The sequence below is a fragment of the Georgfuchsia toluolica genome (assembly GCF_907163265.1).
Classification (GTDB): Bacteria; Pseudomonadota; Gammaproteobacteria; order Burkholderiales; family Rhodocyclaceae; genus Georgfuchsia; species Georgfuchsia toluolica.
This window is the reverse complement of record NZ_CAJQUM010000001.1, coordinates 889470-911274: the sequence shown is the minus strand read 5'-3', so window position 1 is coordinate 911274 and position 21805 is coordinate 889470. Positions and strand designations below refer to the sequence as shown.

Annotated in this window: 19 protein-coding genes and 1 pseudogene; 11 read left to right on the top strand and 9 right to left on the bottom strand. The window is 60.5% G+C overall.

From position 1 onward, the window contains the following. Positions 1-16: 16 nt before the first annotated feature. Positions 17-1315, top strand: a complete 1299-nt coding sequence (rlmD, locus tag K5E80_RS04215) for a 23S rRNA (uracil(1939)-C(5))-methyltransferase RlmD (RefSeq protein ID WP_220634984.1) — start codon at positions 17-19, stop codon at positions 1313-1315. Positions 1316-1358: 43 nt separating this feature from the next. Here the strand turns inward: rlmD and K5E80_RS04210 are convergent, their stop codons facing one another. The 3 genes and pseudogenes from K5E80_RS04210 to K5E80_RS04200 all read right to left on the bottom strand — a co-directional run bounded on the left by K5E80_RS04210 (position 1359) and on the right by K5E80_RS04200 (position 4889). Further along, positions 1359-2057 (bottom strand): Bax inhibitor-1/YccA family protein, encoded by a 699-nt coding sequence (locus tag K5E80_RS04210; RefSeq protein WP_220634983.1) that lies wholly within the window; start codon positions 2055-2057, stop codon positions 1359-1361. A gap of 155 nt (positions 2058-2212) precedes the next feature. Continuing rightward, positions 2213-3970 carry a bifunctional transaldolase/phosoglucose isomerase gene (locus K5E80_RS04205; protein WP_220634982.1) on the bottom strand — a complete coding sequence of 586 codons (1758 nt, stop codon included), beginning with the start codon at positions 3968-3970 and terminating at the stop codon, positions 2213-2215. Positions 3971-4136: 166 nt separating this feature from the next. After that, positions 4137-4889: pseudogene (locus K5E80_RS04200) on the bottom strand (methyltransferase). 109 nt (positions 4890-4998) lie between these two features. Here K5E80_RS04200 and K5E80_RS04195 point away from each other — a divergent pair. The 7 genes from K5E80_RS04195 (at position 4999) to K5E80_RS04165 (ending at position 9867) form a co-directional block, all read left to right on the top strand. Continuing rightward, on the top strand, positions 4999-5511 hold the full coding sequence (locus K5E80_RS04195; RefSeq protein ID WP_220634981.1) for a TlpA disulfide reductase family protein: 513 nt from the start codon (positions 4999-5001) through the stop codon (positions 5509-5511). Between the two features lie 211 nt (positions 5512-5722). Then, positions 5723-6472 (top strand): 5'/3'-nucleotidase SurE, encoded by a 750-nt coding sequence (surE, locus tag K5E80_RS04190; RefSeq protein ID WP_220634980.1) that lies wholly within the window; start codon positions 5723-5725, stop codon positions 6470-6472. After that, positions 6465-7130 (top strand): protein-L-isoaspartate(D-aspartate) O-methyltransferase, encoded by a 666-nt coding sequence (locus K5E80_RS04185; protein ID WP_220634979.1) that lies wholly within the window; start codon positions 6465-6467, stop codon positions 7128-7130. Before surE ends, K5E80_RS04185 begins: the two co-directional genes overlap by 8 nt. Then, on the top strand, positions 7127-8059 hold the full coding sequence (locus K5E80_RS04180) for a peptidoglycan DD-metalloendopeptidase family protein (RefSeq protein WP_220634978.1): 933 nt from the start codon (positions 7127-7129) through the stop codon (positions 8057-8059). Before K5E80_RS04185 ends, K5E80_RS04180 begins: the two co-directional genes overlap by 4 nt. A 9-nt stretch (positions 8060-8068) precedes the next feature. Continuing rightward, positions 8069-9001: an RNA polymerase sigma factor RpoS gene (gene rpoS / locus K5E80_RS04175; RefSeq protein ID WP_220634977.1), complete on the top strand. Its 933-nt coding sequence runs from the start codon at positions 8069-8071 to the stop codon at positions 8999-9001. Between the two features lie 182 nt (positions 9002-9183). Continuing rightward, a complete protein-coding gene (locus tag K5E80_RS04170) occupies positions 9184-9369 on the top strand; it encodes a hypothetical protein (protein WP_220634976.1) in 186 nt (61 codons plus the stop codon). 282 nt (positions 9370-9651) lie between these two features. Continuing rightward, on the top strand, positions 9652-9867 hold the full coding sequence (locus K5E80_RS04165) for a hypothetical protein (RefSeq protein ID WP_220634975.1): 216 nt from the start codon (positions 9652-9654) through the stop codon (positions 9865-9867). A 90-nt stretch (positions 9868-9957) separates the two neighbouring features. Here K5E80_RS04165 and mltB read toward each other — a convergent pair whose 3' ends face one another. Next, complete coding sequence (gene mltB / locus K5E80_RS04160) at positions 9958-10938, bottom strand: lytic murein transglycosylase B (RefSeq protein WP_220634974.1); 981 nt, start codon at positions 10936-10938, stop codon at positions 9958-9960. A 489-nt stretch (positions 10939-11427) separates the two neighbouring features. Here mltB and K5E80_RS04155 point away from each other — a divergent pair, with 489 nt between their 5' ends. Next, positions 11428-12783, top strand: coding sequence for an FAD-dependent oxidoreductase (locus K5E80_RS04155; RefSeq protein ID WP_220634973.1), 1356 nt, complete (start codon positions 11428-11430; stop codon positions 12781-12783). Positions 12784-12836: 53 nt separating this feature from the next. Here the strand turns inward: K5E80_RS04155 and K5E80_RS04150 are convergent, their stop codons facing one another. The 3 genes from K5E80_RS04150 to K5E80_RS04140 all read right to left on the bottom strand — a co-directional run bounded on the left by K5E80_RS04150 (position 12837) and on the right by K5E80_RS04140 (position 17179). Beyond that, positions 12837-14951: a transglutaminase TgpA family protein gene (locus tag K5E80_RS04150; protein WP_220634972.1), complete on the bottom strand. Its 2115-nt coding sequence runs from the start codon at positions 14949-14951 to the stop codon at positions 12837-12839. Between the two features lie 51 nt (positions 14952-15002). Continuing rightward, positions 15003-15983, bottom strand: coding sequence for a DUF58 domain-containing protein (locus K5E80_RS04145; RefSeq protein ID WP_220634971.1), 981 nt, complete (start codon positions 15981-15983; stop codon positions 15003-15005). A gap of 272 nt (positions 15984-16255) precedes the next feature. Next, the gene (locus K5E80_RS04140; RefSeq protein WP_220634970.1) at positions 16256-17179 is read right to left on the bottom strand and encodes an AAA family ATPase; all 924 of its coding nucleotides are present in this window, start codon (positions 17177-17179) and stop codon (positions 16256-16258) included. A gap of 125 nt (positions 17180-17304) precedes the next feature. Between K5E80_RS04140 and dapA the strand changes: the two genes are divergently transcribed. Beyond that, positions 17305-18183: a 4-hydroxy-tetrahydrodipicolinate synthase gene (dapA, locus tag K5E80_RS04135; protein ID WP_220634969.1), complete on the top strand. Its 879-nt coding sequence runs from the start codon at positions 17305-17307 to the stop codon at positions 18181-18183. Between the two features lie 22 nt (positions 18184-18205). After that, on the top strand, positions 18206-19354 hold the full coding sequence (bamC, locus tag K5E80_RS04130) for an outer membrane protein assembly factor BamC (RefSeq protein WP_246590860.1): 1149 nt from the start codon (positions 18206-18208) through the stop codon (positions 19352-19354). A 47-nt stretch (positions 19355-19401) separates the two neighbouring features. Here the strand turns inward: bamC and rsgA are convergent, their stop codons facing one another. After that, entirely contained in the window at positions 19402-20274 is an 873-nt protein-coding gene (gene rsgA, locus K5E80_RS04125; protein WP_246590859.1) for a ribosome small subunit-dependent GTPase A, read from the bottom strand. A 256-nt stretch (positions 20275-20530) separates the two neighbouring features. Next, positions 20531-21775, bottom strand: coding sequence for a M48 family metallopeptidase (locus tag K5E80_RS04120; protein ID WP_343213226.1), 1245 nt, complete (start codon positions 21773-21775; stop codon positions 20531-20533). Positions 21776-21805: the final 30 nt, after the last annotated feature.

Sequence of the window (21805 nt, the reverse complement as noted above, 5' to 3'; positions counted from 1 at the left end):
TTGCGCCGGTTTTCCAATGCCTGAAGCCCTGATCGAATCCCTCGACCACGAAGGTCGCGGCGTAGCCCACGTCGACAACAAAGTCATTTTCATCGAGGGCGCCCTGCCGGGCGAACGCGTCGAATATGTCAGCTATCATCGCAAGCCGCGCTACGAGCAGGCACAGGCCACGGCAGTGTTGCGCGCGTCGAGCCAGCGCGTAGCGCCGCGTTGCCCGCATTTCGGTGTCTGCGGCGGTTGCAGCATGCAACATCTTGCGCTATCGGCGCAACTGGCGGCGAAACAACGCGTGCTTGAAGACGCCCTATGGCATCTGGCGCGGCTCAAGCCGGAGGTGTTCTATCCGCCCATCACCGGCCCGGCCTGGGGCTATCGCTACCGTGCCCGGCTTTCGGTGCGGCTGGTAGCGAAGAAGGGCGGCATTCTCGTCGGCTTCCACGAAAAGCGCAAAAGCTTCGTTGCGAAAATGGATAGCTGCGAAGTGCTGCCGCACGATATATCGGCGTTGCTGCCAAATCTGAAAACGCTGATCGAAGAGCTGTCGACACCGAATCGTCTGCCGCAGATCGAGATTGCGCTCGGCGATGGGCAGAAGGTGCTGGTGCTAAGACATCTCGAAGCGCTGACCAGTGGCGACGAGATGCAGTTGCGCACCTTTGCCGATCGGCATGGCATCGTCTGGTACTTGCAGCCCAATGGACCCGCCTCGGTGCATCTGTTTTACCCCGCCGACGTGCCGCCGCTGGCGTATTCCCTGCCGGAATTCGGCCTGAGCCTGCGCTTCGGTCCGACCGACTTTACACAAGTAAACTATGGCGTGAATCGGCTGCTGGTGCGGCGCGCGATGAACCTGCTCGATCCGCTGCCGGGCGAACGCATCGCCGACATGTTCTGCGGGCTGGGCAATTTCACGTTGCCGATTGCCAGGCTTGGTGCCCATGTTGTTGGCATCGAGGGTAGCCGGGAACTGGTAGCGCGCGCCCGTTCAAATGCCGAACTGAATGGTCTCGCGGCAAGCACCGAGTTTGCTGTCGCCAATCTTTTCGAGGCCACGGCCGAAAGCCTTGCCGCATTGGGCCGTTTCGACAAGATGCTGATTGACCCGCCGCGCGACGGCGCCGTGGCGCTGGTCAATGCACTGGGAGAAGATGCACCGCGCCGCATCGTCTATGTGTCCTGCAAGCCGGCCACGCTGGCGCGCGATGCCGCCATTCTGGTGCATGAGAATGGCTATTGTCTGCGCGGGGCGGGAATTGCCAACATGTTTCCGCATACCTCGCACGTCGAATCCATCGCCTTGTTCGAACGCGCATAAAAAAGCGGCCCATCCAGGGCCGCTTTTTGACTGTTGCCGGTGTTCAGCGCCTGTCGCCACCGGCAAAGGCCATCAATAACATCAACAGATTGACGAAGAGGTTGTAGATATCCAGATACACCGCCAGCGTGGCCGTGATGTAGTTAGTCTCGCCGCCCCTTACGATGCGGTTGATATCAAACAGCAGAAAGCCCGAAAAAATCAACACGCCGATCGCGGACAGCGCAAGTTGCAGCACGGGCATATGCAAAAAGATGTTTGCAATGCTAGCGATAATCATCAGGATCAAACCAACGAACAGGAACTTGCCCAGATTGCTGAAATCGCGCCTGGTGTTCGATGCCACGCCGGCCAGCACCAGGAAAACCGCACCGGTGCCGCCGGCTGCCATGGCGATCAATGTGCCGCCATTGGAAAATCCCAGCGCGACGCGCAGCAAGGGGCCAAGCATGGCGCCCATGAACAATGTAAAGGCGAGCAGGAAGACGACACCCATGCTGCTGTTTTTGGTCTTTTGGACAGCGAACATGAGACCGAAGGCGCCGCCGAGGAAAATCACCATAGACAACATCGGGCTGCCCATCAGCAGTGGCGCAGCGATGGCAGTCCCGAAGAGCGCACCGATGACGGTCGGCACCATCGACAGCGCGAGCAGAGCGTAAGTGTTGCGCAGAACCCGGTCTTGTTCCGGCAGGGCTGTTGTAGCAGCGGTCTGATTGATGACACGGATATTCGATTTCATATTTGTTTACTCCTTGATTGCTACGCTTGTCATTACATGCGACAGGTACAGGCTACACTAGTTTCGCTGGTGGAAGGGTGATGCTTACATTTACTTGCATGCTTGCCAGGGGCGCTATTTGAACAAATTTTTTCCTGGACCGCCAGCGTTCCATATCACAAAGTCAGATCAACCCGGGACAGCGCTGCTATGAACGTGCGGTGCAACACCGACAGCCCCGTTTCCAGTTCGCCCTTGACGTGCACGCGCAATGCGCGCCGGCCCCGCTCCGCGAGCACTTGGAAATCACCAAGCGCCTGTGCCGCCTTGACCGTACCGAAACTATAACTACGGCCGGGTATCGGTAAATCCATGTCATCGTCGCAGGTAATTTGCAGGAATACGCCGCTATTCGGGCCGCCCTTGTAGAGCTGTCCCGTCGAGTGCAGGAAACGCGGACCGAAGCCAAGACAGGTGGCGACCTTGTACTTGTCGCGCACCAGGGTACGCATTGACTGCAACAAGGCCATGTGAGGGTCGTTCATTTCCATATAGGCCAGCAAGACGAAGTAGTCTCCTTGCCTGATTTGCCCGAACAATTTGGTCAGGGTGCTCTCCAGCGATGCCCCGTTCCCGACAACGGCGCCGAACAGGGCCAGGTTTCCATCAACCAGCACGGCGGGTGATTGCGGCAGAATCTGGTCGCGTTCGTAAGCTGCCATCAAGGATTTGGTCTGAATCTTCGCCGCCTCGACATCAGGCTGATCGAAGGGATGGATGCCCAATACTGCGCCCGCCACCGCCGTTGCCATTTCCCAATGGAAAAACTCCTGCGCAAGCTGTTCGCGCGCGGCGATGGAAATCGTGACCATCGGGTTTCCCGCGTTCGCCAACGCAGCGATGGCCTGGTCGCGCGCCTGATCCGAATCGTCTTCCAGGCGCAGATCGATGAATAGGCGATCGCTGCCATATACCGCAGGCATGCCAATCCCTTCGGCATCGACCGGCACGATGCCAAGACCGTGTTTGCCGGTGGATTCGGCAACCAGTTGCTCGACCCAGGCGCCGAACGGCAGCAGCGCCGGAGATGCGAGCAGCGTCAGCTTGTCGCGCCCGGCACGCGCGGCAGCGCCCATGACGGCGCCGAGGATGACGCCGAGATTCTGCGCCGGCGGGGTGACGGCGCTGCAATTGCGCACCATCAGATCGGCGCTTGTCAGCAGGTGCTCGATGTTGATGCCCATGACAACCGCCGGTACCAGGCCGAAATTGGACAGCACCGAGTAGCGGCCGCCGATACCCGGCACACCGGTGGCGATGTGGCGGAAGCTGTTGTTGCGCGCGAAGGCTTCCAGTTTCGAGCCGGGGTCGGTAATGGCAATGAACTGGCGGCCGGCGGCAGGGCCAAGCGCGGCCTTTGCCTTGGCGAGGAAATATTGCAGCAGAATATCCGGTTCGAGCGTGCTGCCCGATTTGCTGGCGACAATGAACAGCGTCCGTTCGATGTCCAGCGCCGCTTCGCAACTGGCGATCTGGGCCGGATCGGTTGAATCGATGATGTAGAGGGGCAACATGCCGGATTCGGCGCCAAGGGTTTTGGCCAGCACTTCCGGGCCGAGGCTCGATCCGCCCATGCCGATCAGCAGGGCGGCCGTGAAGCCGCCCCGGCGCAGGTCGGCGCCGAGTTCAGACAACGCCGGCAAAGCTTCGCGTCCGCGTGCAACGGCATTGAGCCAGTCCAGCCAGTTGGCTTCGTCGCCTCCAGTCCATACTTGGGCATCACGCGCCCAGAGTCGATCCAGCGTTCCTTGCCGAGTCCAGTCCCGCACTATTTCCTGTAATGTCTGCGTCAGGTCGTTGCCGAGATCAAGCGTCTGTACGGGCAACTGCGCCCTGAGCTGGCTGTCGCTATCGAGTGTCGTCAATTTGCTCAAAATACAGCTCCGGACAAGTTTTGATGAATTCGCCAGTCAGAGGCATGGCGCTACGCTGCCTGAATCCTTGTACTGAGAAGAATAGCATTGGCGACGGATTGGTGCCGCTGACTCTGCACATTGGGTTAATCCATCCAGAATAGCGGCAAGTTGTAAAGAATTCCTGTTATCGCGCCGCCAGTCGCCACAGCGATGTCACTTCTTTTGCACGTGCCGCATGCAGCGGGTCCGAGGGGTCCGTGACACGCGGGTGATGCGGCCGCGCGTCGAGTCGTCCGACAACCTTCAATCCCGCTTCTGCGATCAGCGCAAGCAACGCTTCCCGTGTGCGCAAGCCGAGATGTTCTGCCAGGTTGGAGAGTATCAGCCAGCCTTCGCCGCCCGGCGCCAGATGCGCGGCGAGGCCGCCGAGAAAACCGCGCAGCATGCGGCTGTCGGGATTGTAGACGGCATGTTCGAGTGCCGAGTTCGGCTGTGCCGGCACCCCAAGGCGGGTTGCAGGCGACAAGCGTGGCCTGGCCGATGGGGAAAAGATCCGTCTCCATGACATTCACTTGTTTGCCCAGTTCGAGCCGTGCCAGGTTTTCACGCGCGCAGACCAGGGCGCGTGGGTTCATGTCGGTGGCGACGATGTGCGGGATACCGTGTTGCGCCAGCGCCGCGGCGAGGACGCCGGTACCGGTGCCGATATCAAAAGTGGTTATTTGCGCCGCAGGAGCGGGCAGGGGCGCGCATTGTGGAAGTCGCCGCGCCACAGCAAGGCAGTGCCTGCGCAGGCCAGACGATAGGCTGCGTTGGCCGTCATCGTGTCGTCGGCGATCACGACATGTTCGGGCGGCGGCAGGCCGCTTTTGGAGCGCCAGCGCGTCGTGCGCTGTTCATCGCCCTCGTTCCAGGTGATGATGGGGCGTTTGGTCATGGAAACCATTCATTGAAAGACTGGGAAACGACAGGGTAACAGCGGATGCCGGATTGATGCCTGCGATTGTGTTACTTCCTGCACCCCGACGACTGGTAAACTCCAAAACATGAAAACACTCTGTTTTGTCATCCTGTTTTGTCTGGCAAGTGCTGCGACACCGGCACTTGCGACTCACCCCAACGAAGTTGGCGTGGGGGGAACGCTGCGCGAGGCGACAATGCAGGGGCTGACCGGCCCTTCGCGCAAACTCTCGGAATTTCGTGGTAAGCCGCTGATCATCAACATGTGGGCCAGTTATTGCGGTCCGTGCCAGATGGAAATGGGCTCATTGGAAAGACTCTCCCGCCACAAGGGTGGGAAGAAATTCACAGTGATCGGCATTTCCATTGATGACTATCCCGAAAACGCCAAGGCTTTCCTGCAAAAATCCGGCACCACCTTCAGCCACTTCATCGACAGCAAGCTGTTTATGGAAAACATGCTGGGCGCCGACACGATTCCCCTGACCGTGTTGATCGACGCGCAGGGCAGAGTGCTTGCCAAATACTATGGCGCCAAGGAATGGGACAGTCCCGAAGCGCTGGCATTGATCGGAAAAGCCTTCCGTATTCAGATGTAATCCGGGGTGGCCGGATTGTGCTTGAGTTACCCACTATCTCTACCCGCCAACAATAACGGCATTCGCGGTTTGATGCGATTTGCCTTGGTGTCATCGTCAGCACATGGTTTTCGCGGTACACTCTTGCCCTGTTTGCAGTACTTCAAATATGCTGCAACCCGGATGAATAACCCCCAACGCTTACCATTACATTTCCACGACATTTGCCGTCATGCGCATCCTGATCAGTAACGACGACGGCTATTTTGCCCCCGGCATCGAGGCGCTTGCAACGCATTTCAAGGATATCGCCGACATCACCGTCGTGGCGCCGGCGGAGAATTGCAGCGGCGCGAGCAACTCGCTGACGCTGGATCGGCCGCTCTACCTGCGTACCGCGCCCAATGGCTTCCATTTCGTGAATGGCACGCCCACCGACAGTGTGCATCTCGCCGTCACCGGAATGCTCGATGTAGTCCCCGACATGGTGGTCTCCGGCATCAACAACGGCGCCAACATGGGTGACGATACGATCTATTCCGGCACCGTGGCGGCAGCGACCGAAGGCTATCTGCTCGGCATCCCGTCGCTGGCGGTATCGATGGTTTATGAGGGTGAGGTGAAGCATTACGATACCGGCGCGCGTGTCGCCCGCGAGCTGGCCCTGCGTTTCAAAGCCGGCGACTTTGGCCAGCCGGTCTTGCTCAATGTGAATGTGCCCGATGTTTCCTACCATCAGCTCAACGGCATGCGGGTCACCCGCCTCGGACGGCGGCACAAGGCCGAGCCGGTGGTGCGGCAACGCAATCCGCGCGGCGAAACCGTGTATTGGGTCGGTGCGGCGGGGCTGGCGGCCGATGCGGGCGAGGGTACCGATTTTCACGCCGTCGCCAACGGCTATGTATCGATCACACCGCTGCAGATCGACCTGACCCACGCCGCCCAGATTGGCGCGCTGCAAGCCTGGCTCAAGCATGAATAGCGTCCAGGGTGTCGGCATGACCTCGCAGCGCACGCGTGCGCGCATGGTGGCGCGTCTGCGCGAGCAGGGCATTCGCGACGAACGTGTGCTCACGGCGTTGGGCACCGTGCCACGCCATATTTTCGTTGAACCGGCGCTGGCTCATCGCGCCTATGAAGATACGGCGCTGCCGCTCGGTTTCGGCCAGACCATTTCACAGCCCTATGTCGTGGCGCGCATGATTGAGCTGCTGATTGCGGACCGGAATGTCAAAAATGCGCTGGGCAAGACGCTCGAAGTCGGCGCCGGCTGCGGTTATCAGACCGCCGTGCTGGCGCAATTAACCCGTGAGGTCTATGCCATGGAACGCATCGCGCCGCTGCTGGCGCGCGCCAGGGACAACCTGCGCCAGTTGCGCCTGGCCCAGGTGCGCTTCAAGCATGGCGATGGCCATCTGGGCATTCCCGAAGCGAAGCCTTTTGATACCATTATTCTTGCTGCAGCCGCATCGCATGTGCCGCAACCCCTGCTTGACCAACTGGCTCCTGATGGCCGGCTCATGATGCCGCTGGGCGATGAAAACCAGGTGCTGTTACTGGTGGAAAATAGTGCGCAGGGTTTTGTCGAAACGCGGTTTGATGCAGTGCGCTTTGTACCCTTGTTGTCGGGAGTGGAATGAATCTCCGAGCAATTTTTCTGTTGACAGGCTGGGTGGCGTTGCTGGCCGGTTGCGCCAGCAGCGGTCCGGCACCCGTCATCGAGCGCGTGCGGCCACAAGCCATCGAGCATGCGGCGCCACCCGAGCATGCCGCGCCGATCGAGGTCAAACCCGGCTATTACCTGGTCAAGAAGGGCGATACGCTGCGCGGCATCGCGCTCGAGCACGGCCAGGACTACAAGGACATCGCCGCCTGGAACAATCTCGACAACCCCAACCTGATCAGGATCGATCAGGTATTGCGCGTGGTGCCGCCGGGTTCGTCAAATGAGGGAGAGGTGGCGGGCGCGGAAACCCGGCCGATAACGCCGCCGGTGCAGATCGAGAGCCGTCCCGTGGAGAACAAAGCGGTTGTGACGGACAGCCTCAAACGCGAGCCCAAGGGCGGCACGCAGCCCTACACCAACGAGGCGTGGGCGCTGCTGCAAAAACCCGCCCAGGCCACAGCAGCGACAGTGCCCGCCGCGACTGTACTGCCACCGGTCAAGCCCGCCGAATCCACCGCCAAGCCAATGGCGGCAGCGGATATCGACTGGGCCTGGCCGACCGCCAATAAAGTGACAACATCATTCTCCGAGGCCGGCAGCAAGGGACTCGATTTCAACGGCACGGCCGGCGATTCCGTATTGGCTGCTGCATCCGGCAAGGTCACCCTGGTCACCAATTCGCTGCGCGGCTACGGCAACCTGATCGTGATCAAGCACAATGCCACTTATCTTTCAGTCTACGCGCATAACAGTAAAATGCTGGTGACCGAAGGCCAGACCGTCAGCAAGGGGCAGAAGGTCGCCGAGATCGGCAGCAGCGACAGCGATCATCCCAATCTGCATTTCGAGATTCGCCGCGAAGGCAAGCCCGTCGATCCGGCGAAATACCTGCCGCAACGCTAAAGGCACAGCATGACCGACAACACGGCGCCAGAAGTGGAAATCGAAGGCATTGCGCTATCGGTGCCCGAGGAAGGCGCGCAAAGCGCCGAACATGATTTTCTCGACGACATCACCCAGATCTACCTTAACGAAATCGGCGCCAGCCCGCTGCTGACTGCCGGGCAGGAACAGACGCTGGCGCGCGCTACCATCGCCGGCGATTTCAGCGCCAGGCAGCACATGATCGAATCCAACCTGCGCCTCGTGGTCAGCATTGCGCGGCATTACCAGAATCGCGGCATACCACTCGATGACCTGATCGAGGAGGGTAATCTCGGCCTCATCCACGCGCTGGAAAAATTCGATCCCGAGCGCGGCTTTCGTTTTTCCACCTATGCCACCTGGTGGATACGGCAGAACATCGAACGTGCCATCATGAACCAGTCGCGCACCATCCGCCTGCCTGTGCATGTAATGAAAGAGTTGAATGTCATCTTGCGCGTTCTGCGCAGGATGGAAGCCGAAAATGGCGACGAAAGCAACAACCTGCTTGGCACAGTGGAGAGAGTGGCGCAGCTTCTCGACCGGCCGATAGAAGAAGTGCGGCAAGTCCTCAATGTCTCCGAGCGCACCCTGTCTCTCGATGCGCCGCTCGATATCGATCCCGATCTGTCGATGACGGATGCCATCGCCGCGGATGACGACGCAGGTCCTGAAACCCTGCTGGCGCAGCACGAAATCGAAACCCATATGCACGAATGGGTGGACGAACTTTCCGAACGCCAGCGCATCGTGCTCGAACGCCGTTACGGACTCAACAACAATGATGTCGCCACGCTCGAAGTCATTGCCGGTGACATGGGCGTCACGCGCGAACGGGTCAGGCAGATCCAGATGGAGGCGCTGCAAAGCCTGCGCCGCCGCCTGGCTCGGGCCGGAGTTGGCCGCGATGCGCTGTTGTGACGGCTGAGTAGCGCCCTACGACCAACACCAGACACGCGTGTTCAAGCCTTGATCGGCTCGACAAACCAGACAAATCTGGGCACTGGATTGCCGTCCATTTGGTGCCCGTCTTTGGCCGGGAACCAAATCCGACGTTCTCACTTCCGGAAAGCAGACGCTGACTTAACGGCATCGATATCTGCATGGATTCTGTATTTCCAGGCAACCTAGCCCAATTGGCGCATGCTATTCGGACGATTGCACTTTTCAGCATAACGATCGGCTGCTATCGTGACAAAAAAGCGGATGGAGTTACTCACAGCCATGACGATAGCGAAAGCAACACGCTGCAAACGCTGTATAAAACGATTCTGTCGCAATCAAATTGACTGTCATAGCCCACGTCACTGCGGCGACTGCACAACCATCATGGATTATCACAAGGATTATTAAGATGACGAATACGACAAGCTCGATGCGGACGACCTGCAAAGCGTTCTGGATGCCGGTACAGGATTTCCGCATCGGCGCTCAATACACCAGATGCCGGAAGATCGGGTCAATTGAGCCTTCAACAATTCAGGCCGGCCTTTGGCAGGAAGGACGCCAAACACCACCGCACTTATTGGCTAATTCCATGCATGTAGGCACTTTGAAAAGGAGATGATGCCATGACCAAACGTGAAATCTACGCCATCCGCGCTGAGCGCACCCTAATCTACTACGCGAGCTTGCTGGTTAACGATCCAAATGCTTCCCTGATAGATCTACTTACCGACTTTCGGCACTACTGCAACGATGACGGATTAGATTTTGATTATTTCAGCATGGAATCGAAGAAGAAATTCAAGGCTGAGGACCCTGAGAGGTTATACGGGGGAGTATGAATCACAAAACCATGACGAATGGTAGATTGGTTATATAAGCGAATGCAAGAAGGGGTAGTACGGCTGCCTGCCATTACTTATCCTATTCCACTAAGGTCGTGGGGTTAAATGCGCCTTGACTGTCTCGGCCAATTCATACACCGCGGTCGCGTAAAAGGTGCTCCTGTTGTAGCGCGTGATGACATAAAAGTTGTTGTAACCGAGGCGATAACTGGTCGGTACCTCTGGCGTAACGTAGTCGATCAGCGCGGCGGGGCAGGGTGGGGCATCGTTTGCGGTGACGCCAAACGCTGCGAGTTGCTCCGGTGTGCGTTGCGGCTTGATGCCTTCGGCGAGCAGTTCGCCGATGCGCGAGCCATCCGCCTTGGCCGGCGTCAGGATCAGCCCGCCCTTTTCCCACCCGTGTTCGGCGAGGAAACGCGCCACGCTGCCGATGGCATCGGCGGGGCTGGAGAGGTCAATGCTGCCGTCGCCATCGAAATCGACCGCCCATTGTCGTATGCTGCTGGGCAGGAATTGCGGCATGCCGATGGCGCCGGCATAGGAACCGCGGTAATCGAGCACGGCGCGCTTCTCTTCGCGCGCCAGCAGCAGCAAGGCTTCCAGTTCGCCGCGGAACAGCGCGGCGCGCGGCGGATAGTCGAAGGCCAGTGTCGCCAGTGCCGAGAAAGTCTGAAAGTGCCCGTTGTGCTTGCCATAGATCGTTTCCACGCCGAGGATGCCGACGATGATTTCGCGCGGCACGCCATACTGCGCTTCGGCCCTCGCCAGGCTGGCTTTATTGGCCTGCCAGAACTTCGCTCCGGCGCGGATGCGGCGCGGCTCGACAAAGCGCGAGCGATAGAGCTGCCAGGAACGGATGCCAGGCTCGGCAGGCGGCTGAATTTCCTTGATGACGACCGGCAGCGATTGCGCCTGGGCGAACAGATGCAGCAATTCATCGTTGTCGAAGCCATTGCGCTCGTGCATTTCGGCGACGAAGGCGCGCACGTCTTCGCGCTCGGCATAGGAGGCCGGATCGGCACTGGCCAGCGCGGGCAGCAACAGCAATAGGCAGAGCAGGAGTCTCATGGCACAAAGCCGACAACAAGTCCCTTTTATTTTCGCAGCGTATCTGCTGCTTGATCGGTACGATAGGGCAGGGTTTCATGGAGTGCTTCGATTTCGCTGATCTTCCACGCCGCCCAGTTGTGGGGAAAAGTCCACTCACAGCACATTAGGCGGCATTACCCCCTGCGCTCAGGGGGTGAGGACGACAGGATAAAATCCGCATCCATTTCAATAAACCCAGTCCAACAAAATCGTTGTTTTAATCAAGCGTAGCGAGCCAGTCATGCCCAAGGGGAGAACTGGCGAACATGCGCGTTAGTCTCTTACTATCGAAGTCTTGACAAAAATTGGCGAAGAATTTCGAGCGCAGCGAGCAAATCAGTCACCTCCCCCGCGAGGGGGAGGGTGGGAGGGGGCGGGTCTTTATGCGGCTTTCCCGGCCGGGAGACCTGGCTCTCAAGCGAAGTCACACCTGTTTGGTTCCGGCTCGGCCGGATTAAGGAGTTACTGATGCGTGTTGCAATCATCGGGTCGGGGCCGGCCGGCTTTTATGCCGCAGAGGCCCTGTTGAAGCGTACTGATACCGTCGTTCATGTCGATGTGTTCGATCGCCTGCCGACGCCATTCGGGCTGGTGCGGGCCGGCGTTGCGCCGGACCACCAGAACATCAAGGCGGTCACCCGCGTTTTCGACAGGACGGCCGCGCGCCCGACATTCAGGTTTTTGGGCAACGTATGTCTCGGACGCGACCTGACGGTCGAGGATTTGCGCCAGCATTATCATCAGATCGTTTATGCGGTTGGCAATGAGGCCGATCGCCGTCTCGGCATTCCGGGTGAAGGCGTGACGGGCTGCACACCGGCCACTGTATTCGTCGGCTGGTACAACGGCCATCCCGACTACCGGCAGGCGAAAATTGACCTGTCCGCAACGAGGGTTGCAGTGGTGGGCAACGGCAATGTCGCGCTCGATGCGGCGCGGATGCTGCTGCGCACTCCGGCTGAACTCGAAAAGACCGACATTGCCGCGCACGCGCTGGAAGCGTTGCGCGGGAGCCGGGTACGCGAGGTATTCCTGCTGGGTAGGCGCGGACCGGCACAGGCCGCATTTACACCGCCGGAGATCAAGGAACTGGGCGAGATGGAAGACGTGGATCCAATCCTCGATCCGCGTGAACTGGCGAGTTTGGATTCAGCGGAATTTGCGGATGACCAGCAGACGGAAAAGAATCTGGAAGTCCTCCAGTCGTACGCCGGGCAGCGCCCGGCGACGAAGACGAAAAAGGTTCATTTGCGCTTTCTGGTCTCGCCAACAGAAATCATCGTCAATGCCGCGGGCAAGGTGGCTGGCATCAGGCTGGAGAAGAACAGGCTGGAGACGCGGCCGGATGGCACGGTCGCCGCGCGCGGTACGGGTGAAACGGAAATCCTCGAGGTCGACATGGTTCTGCCGTCAGTCGGCTATGCCGCCGAGCCGATCGCCGGTGTGCCCTTCGATGCGAAAGCGCGTGTCATCGCCAATCAGGACGGTCGGGTGGTCGACCCCGTCAGCCGCGCCGTGATTGCCAATGAATACGTTGTCGGCTGGGCGCGCACCGGTGCACAGGGACTCATCGGTTCGCACAAGGGCGCTTCCGCCCGTGTCGTGGAGCACATGAAGACGGACAGTGTCGGAGTTGACGCGAGGGAGCTGCCAGCCCCGGATGCGATCCTCTCCTTGCTGCGAGACCGCGGCGTACAGGTGATTTCATTCGATGACTGGAAAAAACTGGACGAAGTGGAAGTGGTCCGCGGCGAAAGACGCGGCGCACCTCGCGACAAGGTCGTCGATGTCGATGCCATGCTTGAGGTGCTGGGCCAGCAGTAAGCGGCAATCAGCCGGAGCTCCAGGTCATGGTGCCGGGTCTGCGATTGTCGGATTCATGGAGTGAAGCCGGCAATCAATTCTTTGAATTTTCGCAGCGCATCCGCCGGTTGATCGGCGCGATAACGCAGGGTTTCATAGAGGGCTTCGATTGCGCCGATTTCATTTGCATGGTGAGGGAGCGCGGAAGTAACCCTTTTCGCATAATCCTGCGGTCCTTCCCACGACCGCGATTCGATGCCGCGCCGCGCCAGCTTGCGCTGAAAGCGCCGCCACTGGCGCTGCACCGGGTCGGCGCGCTGCCAATGGCGCAGCGACCATGCGGTGAGGCCGAGCATCAGCAGGCCGCTGCAGATCATGAGCAATGCGCCCATGGCTTGCCAGTCGGGCGAGCGCATGCCGAGAGATTGCAGCAGGTCGCGCTGGCGCCTGGCGTCATAGCCCAGCACCCACTGGTTCCAGCCGTTGACCATGGCGTCGAGGCGGTAACGCGCCGCGCGCAGCCAGGGATGGTCGCCGCGCATCAGCATGGGCAACGGGTCGCCGGCCGGCAGGGCGGCGGCGAGGTTCTGCTCGACGCGGTCGGGCGCGATCGCTGCGGTGGGGTCGATGCGGCGCCAGCCCTCGCCGCGAATCCATACCTCGGCCCAGGCATGCGCATCGAGCTGGCGCACTTCAAGATAGCCGTCGACGGGGTTGATCTCGCCGCCCTGATAGCCGGTGACGAGGCGCGCCGGAACGCCGGCAGCGCGCATCACGAAAACGAAACTGGCGGCGAAGTGCTCGCAGAAGCCGCGTCGCGTCGAAAACAGGAAATCGTCGATGTCATTGCGACCCAGGGGCGGCGGCGCCAGCGTATAGGTGAAGGGCTCGTTGCGATAGCGCACCAGCATTGCAGCCGCAATAGCCGGCGCATTGTTGTGCCCGGCGCGCAGTTCCGCGCCGAGCGCCCTGGCTCTCGGATTCGCCTCCCTGGGCAAGGCCAGCGCCGCGCTCAATACACGGCTTGATTCGTCGCTGCCGCCGCGCGTGCCAGGGTAGGAGATGACGGCATAGCGCATGCGCTCTCGTACCGGTCTCCGGGCGAACAATTCGTAATCGCTGCCGATTACGCTGCCGGCGGGCAGATTGCCGGGCAGTTCCAGCGCGAACAGCCAGGACTGCTGGTGCGGTTCGAGCGTCACCTCATAGGAAAATGCGCTGCCTTTGGTGGCGTAGGGCAGCGCGGTACCGATCGAGGGACGGGCGATGCGCCAGGTGTGGCCGTCGAATTCGGTCAGCACCGGACCGCGCCAGTAGAACGCATCGCGCGGCGGCATGCCGTTGTTGAAGCGGGCGCGAAATGCAATCGCATCCGACAGCGATAGTTGACTGATCGAGCCTAGGGTCATGCTGTCCGACAAGCCGCTGGTGGAGCGGCCGCTATCCTGTGGCACGCCCCACAAGGGGCCCGCGATGCGCGGGAACAGCACGAACAGCACCAGCATGAAGGGCAGCGCTTGCGCCATCATGATGGCGGAAACGCGCAGCGCCGCGGCGGGTTTTGTCTGCGCTCGATTGAGTACCACCAATGTCGCCGTCAGTACCAGGACGGTGGCGACCGCCGCCAGTGCGGCCGGAATGCTCTGGTTGTAGAAGAATTGCGAGAGGACGAGGAAGTAACCGAGGAACACCACGGCATAGGCGTCGCGCGCGGTTTTTGTTTCGAATAGCTTCAGGGCGAGGAACAGCGCCAGCAATGCGACTCCCGCATCCTTGCCGAGCAGCGTGTGGTAATGCGCGCTGACCCCGGCCGCGCCGAACACGGCGAGGAGATTGATAACCCAGGCCGGTGGCAATTTGATCCGGCGCCACAACAGGAAGCCGCGCCAGACCAGTACCAGGGCCGAGAGCGCCGAGAGCCACCAGGGCAGCCAGGGCGTGAGCGGGACGAAAGCGCCAAAGGCGGCGGCGCACAGCCACAGCACATGCAATTGGACGAGCGGTGGCGACAGCCTTTTGGCGTGAAAAAGTGGCGACGGAACGTCTTGTGATATCGAGCGCAGCGAGCCGCTCAGTAGCCCCGCCCCGGGGGTTGAGGCGGGGTTTCGCAAAGCATCGCTTTGCGCCGCCGAGACGGGTGAGCCATGCAGGGCGAGCCCTGGAGCAGGATGGGGGTGGGGGGCGTTCAATTTGCCTTTGCGCATTTTCATCATCGAGGACGGCGCTGGCCACCATGCGCGTTAACCATACAGCGCCAGGGCCTGCAGACAGGTATGCCGATGCGCTTCACCTGAACCCGGCGCCAGCGTATTTCCAGGCAGGCGCAGACCCCAGGTGAGGCCAGCGCCGTTGGCGTCGCAGACCCAGCGCGCCATGATCGAGAGGCGACTTTCGACATCGAGCCCCGGCGGCAATTGGTCCCAGTCGAGCCAGAGCGATTGCGCATTCTCGCCACTGAACAGCTTGGTCAGCAGTTCGTCATTATGCTGGCGCGCCACCGCCTTCCACGCCACATGGCGCGGTGAATCGCTGGCTTGGTGGTCGCGCAGGCCGGCGAAATCGTCGTTGCCGCGCTCCTGCCGCTGTTTGCTTTGGCTATCGTGCTGATCGCTGCTACCCACCGGCAATGGCGGCGCATCGAGGGCAGGGCGCGGATAGACCAGGCAAAACTGCCCGGGTTGCACGTAGGCCCAGGCGCGGATCAGGCCGAGCGGATAGCGCGTTTCAATCATCACTCGCGGCAGCGGCATCCACCCGCGCTGGGTGGTCTTGACCGGCAACAGAGCCTCGATGCGATCGGTGGCGGGCAAATCCAGATCGATCAGTTCGCCCTCATTTTTGTCTCCCGCGCGCATGCGCAGGGCCGGGCGTTCCGCCTTGCGCGCGTTGTGCAGCACGAGGCCGAAGTGCGCTGCCTCGCCCGCGAATACCGGCGTGCTGTGCCCCGGCGCGATGCGCAGGAAGGCGAGGTTGCGAAAGGTGTTGAGGATCGCCGAAACGCCGAGACCGCCAAGCAGGAAGGTCAGCACATAGCCCAGGCTCAGGCTGTAGTTCATCGACCCGACCAGCATGACGGCAAGCGATATGGCATAACCGATGCCGGCGCGCGTCGGCAGCACATAGACGCGGCGCTGATTGAGGATGACGGGCGAAGGCTCGGGCGCGGGTCCGCGCAAAGCCCATTCGTAGAATTTCTGCTGTAGCCGCGCCGTGAGTTGCATGGCTCGACGCTTTAACGTGAAAAACAGGCAAGCGGCGGAACCGCGAAAATCAGATGCGGGCGGAAAACACTACGTCTCGTGTAAATCGGGCGCAGCGAGCTAATGAGTAGCCCCGCCCTGGGGGTTGAGGCGGGAATTCGCAAAGCATCGCTTTGTGCCGCCGAGACGGGCGAGCCGTGCAAAGCGAGCCCTGGAGCAGGATGGGGGTGGGGGGCGTTCAATTTGTCTTTGCGATTTTAATCATCAGTGGTGCAACAATCTTTGCATGAGCGCTAAGGAATCGGAACCGCCTCGATCAGTTGCCGGATGGCAACTGTCGTGTCGCCGCCATTGGCAAGACGCAAACGATGGCCGGCGACGGCGGGCAATACGGCCTGCAAATCTTCCGGCAGCACGTGATCGCGTTGCTCGATCAAGGCCCAGGCCCGCGCGCTGGCGAGCAGGCCGAGCGCGGCACGCGGCGAAAGCCCGGCGGCGAATTCGGGCGCATGGCGCGTGTGTTCGACCAGCGCCTGCACGTAATCGATCAGTGCCGGTGAGGCGTGAATGCGCATCGCCTGCTGCTGCAAGTCGAGCACGGATTCCGCCGACAGCAGCGGCACCAGCGCGGCGACCATGTCGCGTCGGTCCGCGCCCGACAAAAGTTCGCGCTCGGCGGCACGATCCGGATAGCCGAGGGCAATGCGCATCAGGAAACGGTCGAGTTGCGATTCGGGCAGAGGAAAGGTGCCGATCTGGTGTGCCGGATTCTGCGTGGCGATGACGAAGAAGGGATGCGGCAACGGCCGGGTCTCCCCTTCCGCCGTGACCTGGCGTTCCTCCATGGCCTCCAGCAGCGCGCTTTGCGCTTTGGGCGTGGCGCGGTTGATTTCGTCGGCCAGAATCACGCCGGCAAAGATCGGGCCCGGATGAAAGCGGAAACTGCCGCTGTCGCGGTCGAATACCGAGACGCCGAGGATGTCGGCCGGCAGCAGGTCGCTGGTGAACTGGATACGCTGAAAAACGAGCCCAAGTAACCTGGCCAGCAGATGGGCGAGGATGGTCTTGCCGACGCCGGGGACATCCTCGATCAACAGATGGCCGCGCGCCAGCAGGCAGGTCAATGCCATGCGAATTTCACGATCCTTGCCGAGAATGATGGCGCCGGCGGCATTCAAAACGGCATCGATACTGGCGGCCGATTGCGGAGTGGGCATGTGGAAGACAATCCTTGCAGGGGGTTGCGATGGATTGTAAGTCATCTTCCCGCTTGCCTTCCCGCTGGGGCCGGATCAGTTAGAATCATTGTTTTCCAGACGTCTTTCGACACCATCGCCTTTTCATGATTACCGGTTCCATTCCCGCCCTTGTTACACCCATGCAGGACGATGGCAGCCTCGATCTGCCGCGTTTGCGCAAGCTGATTGATTGGCATATTGCCGAAGGCTCCGACGCGATCGTTGTCGTCGGCACGACCGGCGAATCGCCAACCGTGAATGTCGAAGAACACTGCCAGGTGATAAAGACCACGGTCGAACATGTTGCCGGGCGTATTCCGGTGATTGCCGGTACCGGCGCCAACTCGACGCGCGAGGCCATCGAGCTGGGCGAGTTTGCGCGTGCGGCAGGCGCCGACGCGCACCTTTCGGTGGTGCCCTATTACAACAAGCCGACGCAGGAAGGGCTCTACCGCCATTTCAAGGCCATCGCCGAAGCGATCGATCTGCCCCTGATTCTCTACAATGTGCCTGGCCGTACCGTGGCGGACATGTCCAACGATACCGCGCTGCGCCTTGCCGCAGTGCCGCGCATCATCGGCGTCAAGGACGCAACGGGCAATATCGAGCGTGGCACCGATCTCATCAAACGGGCGCCCAAAGGGTTCGCGGTATACAGCGGCGACGACGCCTCCACCCTGGCGTTGCTGCTGCTGGGCGGACAGGGCACGATTTCGGTTACGGCCAATGTCGCACCGGCCTTGATGCATCAAATGGTTGCGGCTGCGCTGGCGGGCGATCTGGCCAGGGCGCGCGAGATCAATGCCCGCTTGCTGGGTTTGCACAAGGATCTTTTTCTCGAAGCCAATCCGATCCCGGTGAAGTGGGCGGTACAGCAACTCGGCAGGATTGGTGGCGGTATTCGCCTGCCGCTGACGCCGCTGTCGCCGGAGTATCACGAACGTGTGCGTAGCGCGATGCGCGCCGCCGGAATCACCCTCTGATTTTATTGACGGAATAAAACACATGATGCGCATGAAGCCCAAGCTGATTCTGTTGCCCTTGCTGACGGTGACGCTGCTCGCAGGTTGCGGTACTGGCAAACTGTTCGAATCGAAGAAGGTCGACTACAAGTCGGCCGGCACCGTTCCCGCGCTTGAGATTCCGCCGGATCTGACGGCGCCGGGACAGGATGAAGCGACCGCCCTGCCGGGCGGCAGCGAGACCTTCTCGCGCTACATCCGTGAGCGGAAAGGTCTGGCGGGTGCTGCGTCCGATCCGATCATCCTGCCCAATGTCGGCAAGATGAAAATCGAGCGCTCGGGCAATCAACGCTGGCTGGTGGTGCCGGGCAATGCGCAGAAACTGTGGCCGCTGGTGAAAACCTTCTGGCAGGAAAACGGTTTCATCATCAACATCGATCAACCGGAAACCGGCGTGATGGAAACCGACTGGGCCGAGGATCGCGCCAAGATTCCGCAGGATTTTTTGCGCAACACGATTGGCGCCGTATTTGACGATGTCTATTCGACCGCGGAGCGCGACAAGTATCGTACGCGCATGGAGCCAGGCACCGAGCCTGATACCACCGAGATATACATCAGCCATCGCGGCATGTATGAAACCTACATCAACGAGGGCAAGGACCAGACGCGCTGGCAGCCACGTGCGGCGGACCCGGAACTCGAAGCCGAGATGCTGCGCAAGTTGATGGTCCGGCTTGGATCTGACGAAACTACAGCGAAAAACGCGGTGGCGGCCGAACCCAGGCAAGACCGCGCCAAGATCGCCAAGACCGCTGAAGGCAACAATGCATTGGAAATTGCCGAGCCCTTCGATCGCACCTGGCGCCGGGTTGGCCTGGCGCTGGATCGCGCAGGATTTACGGTGGAAGACCGCGATCGTTCCCAGGGCCTGTACTTTGTGCGCTACATCGACCCCGGCGTCGATGCGAAAGCCAAGTCTGGTGAAGAAAGCTGGGTTTCCAAGCTGGCATTCTGGCGTAGTAATGCTGCTGATGGTAAGACCAAGATCGAAAACAAGTCACGCTACCGCGTCCAGGTCAAGGCAAGCGGCGATACAGCGCAGGTTCAGGTATTGACTGCCGAAGGCGGCGTGGACAAGTCGGATATCTCGAAAAAGATACTGAGCATCCTGCTCGATCAGCTTAAATAAGGCTGCCGCGTATCAAATAATTTTAAGCCCGGTTCGCCGGGCTTTTTTCATTGCCGGCAGTGGGCCGCGATGCGCAGGAACAATTCAATCCGTCTTGCCGACACGGTGCCTTGTGCCACGCCGTTCTTGATGGCACATCCCGGCTCGGCCGCATGGTGGCAATCGCGGAAGCGGCACTGATCGAGAAACTGGCGGAACTCGCGGAATGCGTTTTCGATTTCGCCGAAGCTGAGGTGGGCGAGACCGAATTCCTGCACGCCTGGACAATCGATAATGGCATCACCTTCAGGGGTTCGGTAGAGCCGGCCATAGGTGGTGGTGTGCTTGCCGGAATCGAGCGCGGTGGATATCTCGCGCGTGGCGGCCATGGCATCCGGAATAAGCGCATTGATCAGCGTCGACTTGCCCATGCCGGATTGTCCCACCAGTACGCTTGCATGTCCCTTGAGTCGTGGTCGCAGAGCGTCGGCATTCGATTTGGCTGACATTTCGATCACTTCATAACCCAGTGCGGCATAGGGGGCCAGCATCGCCCGCGCCGCTGCGAGGCCGGACGACAGATCGCATTTGTTGAGCACGATGAGGACATTCATGTGCTCATGTTCAGCGGCGACGATGGCGCGCGAGAGCAGTTCGTCGCTGAAACCCGGTTCGGTAGCGACGACGAATATCAACTGGGTGGCATTGGCGGCGATCAGCTTCTGCCGATACTGGTCGCTGCGGTAAAGCAGGGTGGTGCGCGGCACATGACGGACGATCTGTCCCCGGCCGTCGGCATCCGGCTCGACTTCCACGCGGTCGCCGCAGGCATAGGGACTCTTTTTGCCTTTGGGAAAACCCGTGACGATGCGGCCATCGTCGAGGCGGATGTCGTAGTGCCGGCCGAAAGCGGCCACGATGGTGCCCCGGCGCGTGTTCAATCCCATTAGCGTGAAAAACAGGTTGGCAGTGGAGCTGTGAAAACCAGCAGTTGCCGGGAAATAGTACACCTCTTGCCAATCGAGCGCAGCGAGCCGCTCAGTAGCCCCGCCCCGGGGGTTGAGGCGGGGTTTCGCAAAGCATCGCTTTGCGCCGCCGAGACGGGTGAGCCATGCAGGGCGAGCCCTGGAGCAGGATGGGGGTGGGGGGCGTTCAATTTGTCTTTGCGTTTTTTGCGCATTTATCAATACATGAGCGTTATACGGTTTCTAGCCGCGCGATGCGCAGGCTCGCCGGCGGATGCGAATCGTGGAACAGCGAATGCAGCGGGTCGGGCGTCAAGGTCGAGGCATTGTCGCGATAGAGTTTGACCAGCGCCGTAACCATGTCACTGGCATTAGTTTGGCGCGCGGCAAAGGTGTCTGCCTCATATTCGTGCCTGCGCGAAAAGGCCGAGAGCAGCGGCGACAGCGGGAACAGTGCAACCGGCAATACCAGCATGAACAGGATCAGCGCCATGGCGGTGCCGGGGTGATGCACGCCGAGCGTCATATAGAACCATGGTTGCGTCATCAGCACGCCCAGCAGCCAGAGCAGGCCAAGACTGAGCAGCCAGGTCGCCGCGATGCCTTTCCAGACATGGCGCAGCTTGAAGTGGCCCAGTTCGTGCGCCAGCACGGCTTCGATCTCGGCCGGCTGCAGGCGCTCGATCAGGGTGTCGAAAAACACGATGCGCTTGGCTGCGCCAAATCCGGTGAAATAGGCGTTGCCCTGTGTCGAACGCTTCGAGCCATCCATGACGAATACACCACTGCTGCGAAAGCCGCAGCGCGCCAGCAAGGCATCGATGCGGGCACGCAGGGTGTCGTCGGCGAGCGGCGTGAATTTGTTGAACAGCGGCGCAATCAGCGTCGGGAACAGCAACTGGATGACGAGACTGAAGCCGATCCAGAACAGCCATACCCACAGCCACCAGTGCTCGCCCATCTGCGCCATCAGCCACAGCACGACAAACAGCAGCGGCGCGCCGATCAGCACGGCGAGCAGGGTCTGCTTGAGCAGATCGGTGAGATACAGGGCGGGCGTGGTCTTGTTGAAGCCGAAACGCGCGTCGACGACGAAGGTACGGTATAGCGATAACGGCAGGTCGACGACAAAACCGATCAGGCCGAAGACGGCGAACAGCGCCAACCCATAGGCATAACCGCCTTCGGCGAACCAACGCAGGGGCAGTTGCGCGCAGGCATCAAGCAGCCCTCCGAGGGTAAATGCCAGTAGCAATCCGGTTTCGACAACAGCTTGAATTAATGCCAGATGATTTTTGACGACGGTATAGTCGGCCGCCTTTTGGTGTTCATCGAGCGTGATGCGGGCCGCGAAGCGCTGTGGTACCTGATCGCGGTGCGCGGTGACGTGGGCGATCTGGCGCATGGTGAGCCACAGGCGCAGTGCCGTGATGGCAAGCACGAAGAGAAAAAACAGCTGAATGGAATTGATGTTCACGATAGGGTTGCTGGCTATGAGAAAATCGCG

Excerpts from the sequence above, each read along its gene's own strand:
- rlmD (WP_220634984.1), top strand. The coding sequence starts at position 17 with ATGCCTGAAGCCCTGATCGAATCCCTCGACCACGAAGGTCGCGGCGTA.
- K5E80_RS04210 (WP_220634983.1), bottom strand. The coding sequence starts at position 2,057 with ATGAAATCGAATATCCGTGTCATCAATCAGACCGCTGCTACAACAGCC.
- K5E80_RS04195 (WP_220634981.1), top strand. The coding sequence starts at position 4,999 with ATGAAAACACTCTGTTTTGTCATCCTGTTTTGTCTGGCAAGTGCTGCG.
- surE (WP_220634980.1), top strand. The coding sequence starts at position 5,723 with ATGCGCATCCTGATCAGTAACGACGACGGCTATTTTGCCCCCGGCATC.
- K5E80_RS04185 (WP_220634979.1), top strand. The coding sequence starts at position 6,465 with ATGAATAGCGTCCAGGGTGTCGGCATGACCTCGCAGCGCACGCGTGCG.
- K5E80_RS04180 (WP_220634978.1), top strand. The coding sequence starts at position 7,127 with ATGAATCTCCGAGCAATTTTTCTGTTGACAGGCTGGGTGGCGTTGCTG.
- rpoS (WP_220634977.1), top strand. The coding sequence starts at position 8,069 with ATGACCGACAACACGGCGCCAGAAGTGGAAATCGAAGGCATTGCGCTA.
- K5E80_RS04170 (WP_220634976.1), top strand. The coding sequence starts at position 9,184 with ATGGATTCTGTATTTCCAGGCAACCTAGCCCAATTGGCGCATGCTATT.
- K5E80_RS04165 (WP_220634975.1), top strand. The coding sequence starts at position 9,652 with ATGACCAAACGTGAAATCTACGCCATCCGCGCTGAGCGCACCCTAATC.
- mltB (WP_220634974.1), bottom strand. The coding sequence starts at position 10,938 with ATGAGACTCCTGCTCTGCCTATTGCTGTTGCTGCCCGCGCTGGCCAGT.
- K5E80_RS04155 (WP_220634973.1), top strand. The coding sequence starts at position 11,428 with ATGCGTGTTGCAATCATCGGGTCGGGGCCGGCCGGCTTTTATGCCGCA.
- K5E80_RS04145 (WP_220634971.1), bottom strand. The coding sequence starts at position 15,983 with ATGCAACTCACGGCGCGGCTACAGCAGAAATTCTACGAATGGGCTTTG.
- K5E80_RS04140 (WP_220634970.1), bottom strand. The coding sequence starts at position 17,179 with ATGCCCACTCCGCAATCGGCCGCCAGTATCGATGCCGTTTTGAATGCC.
- dapA (WP_220634969.1), top strand. The coding sequence starts at position 17,305 with ATGATTACCGGTTCCATTCCCGCCCTTGTTACACCCATGCAGGACGAT.
- bamC (WP_246590860.1), top strand. The coding sequence starts at position 18,206 with ATGATGCGCATGAAGCCCAAGCTGATTCTGTTGCCCTTGCTGACGGTG.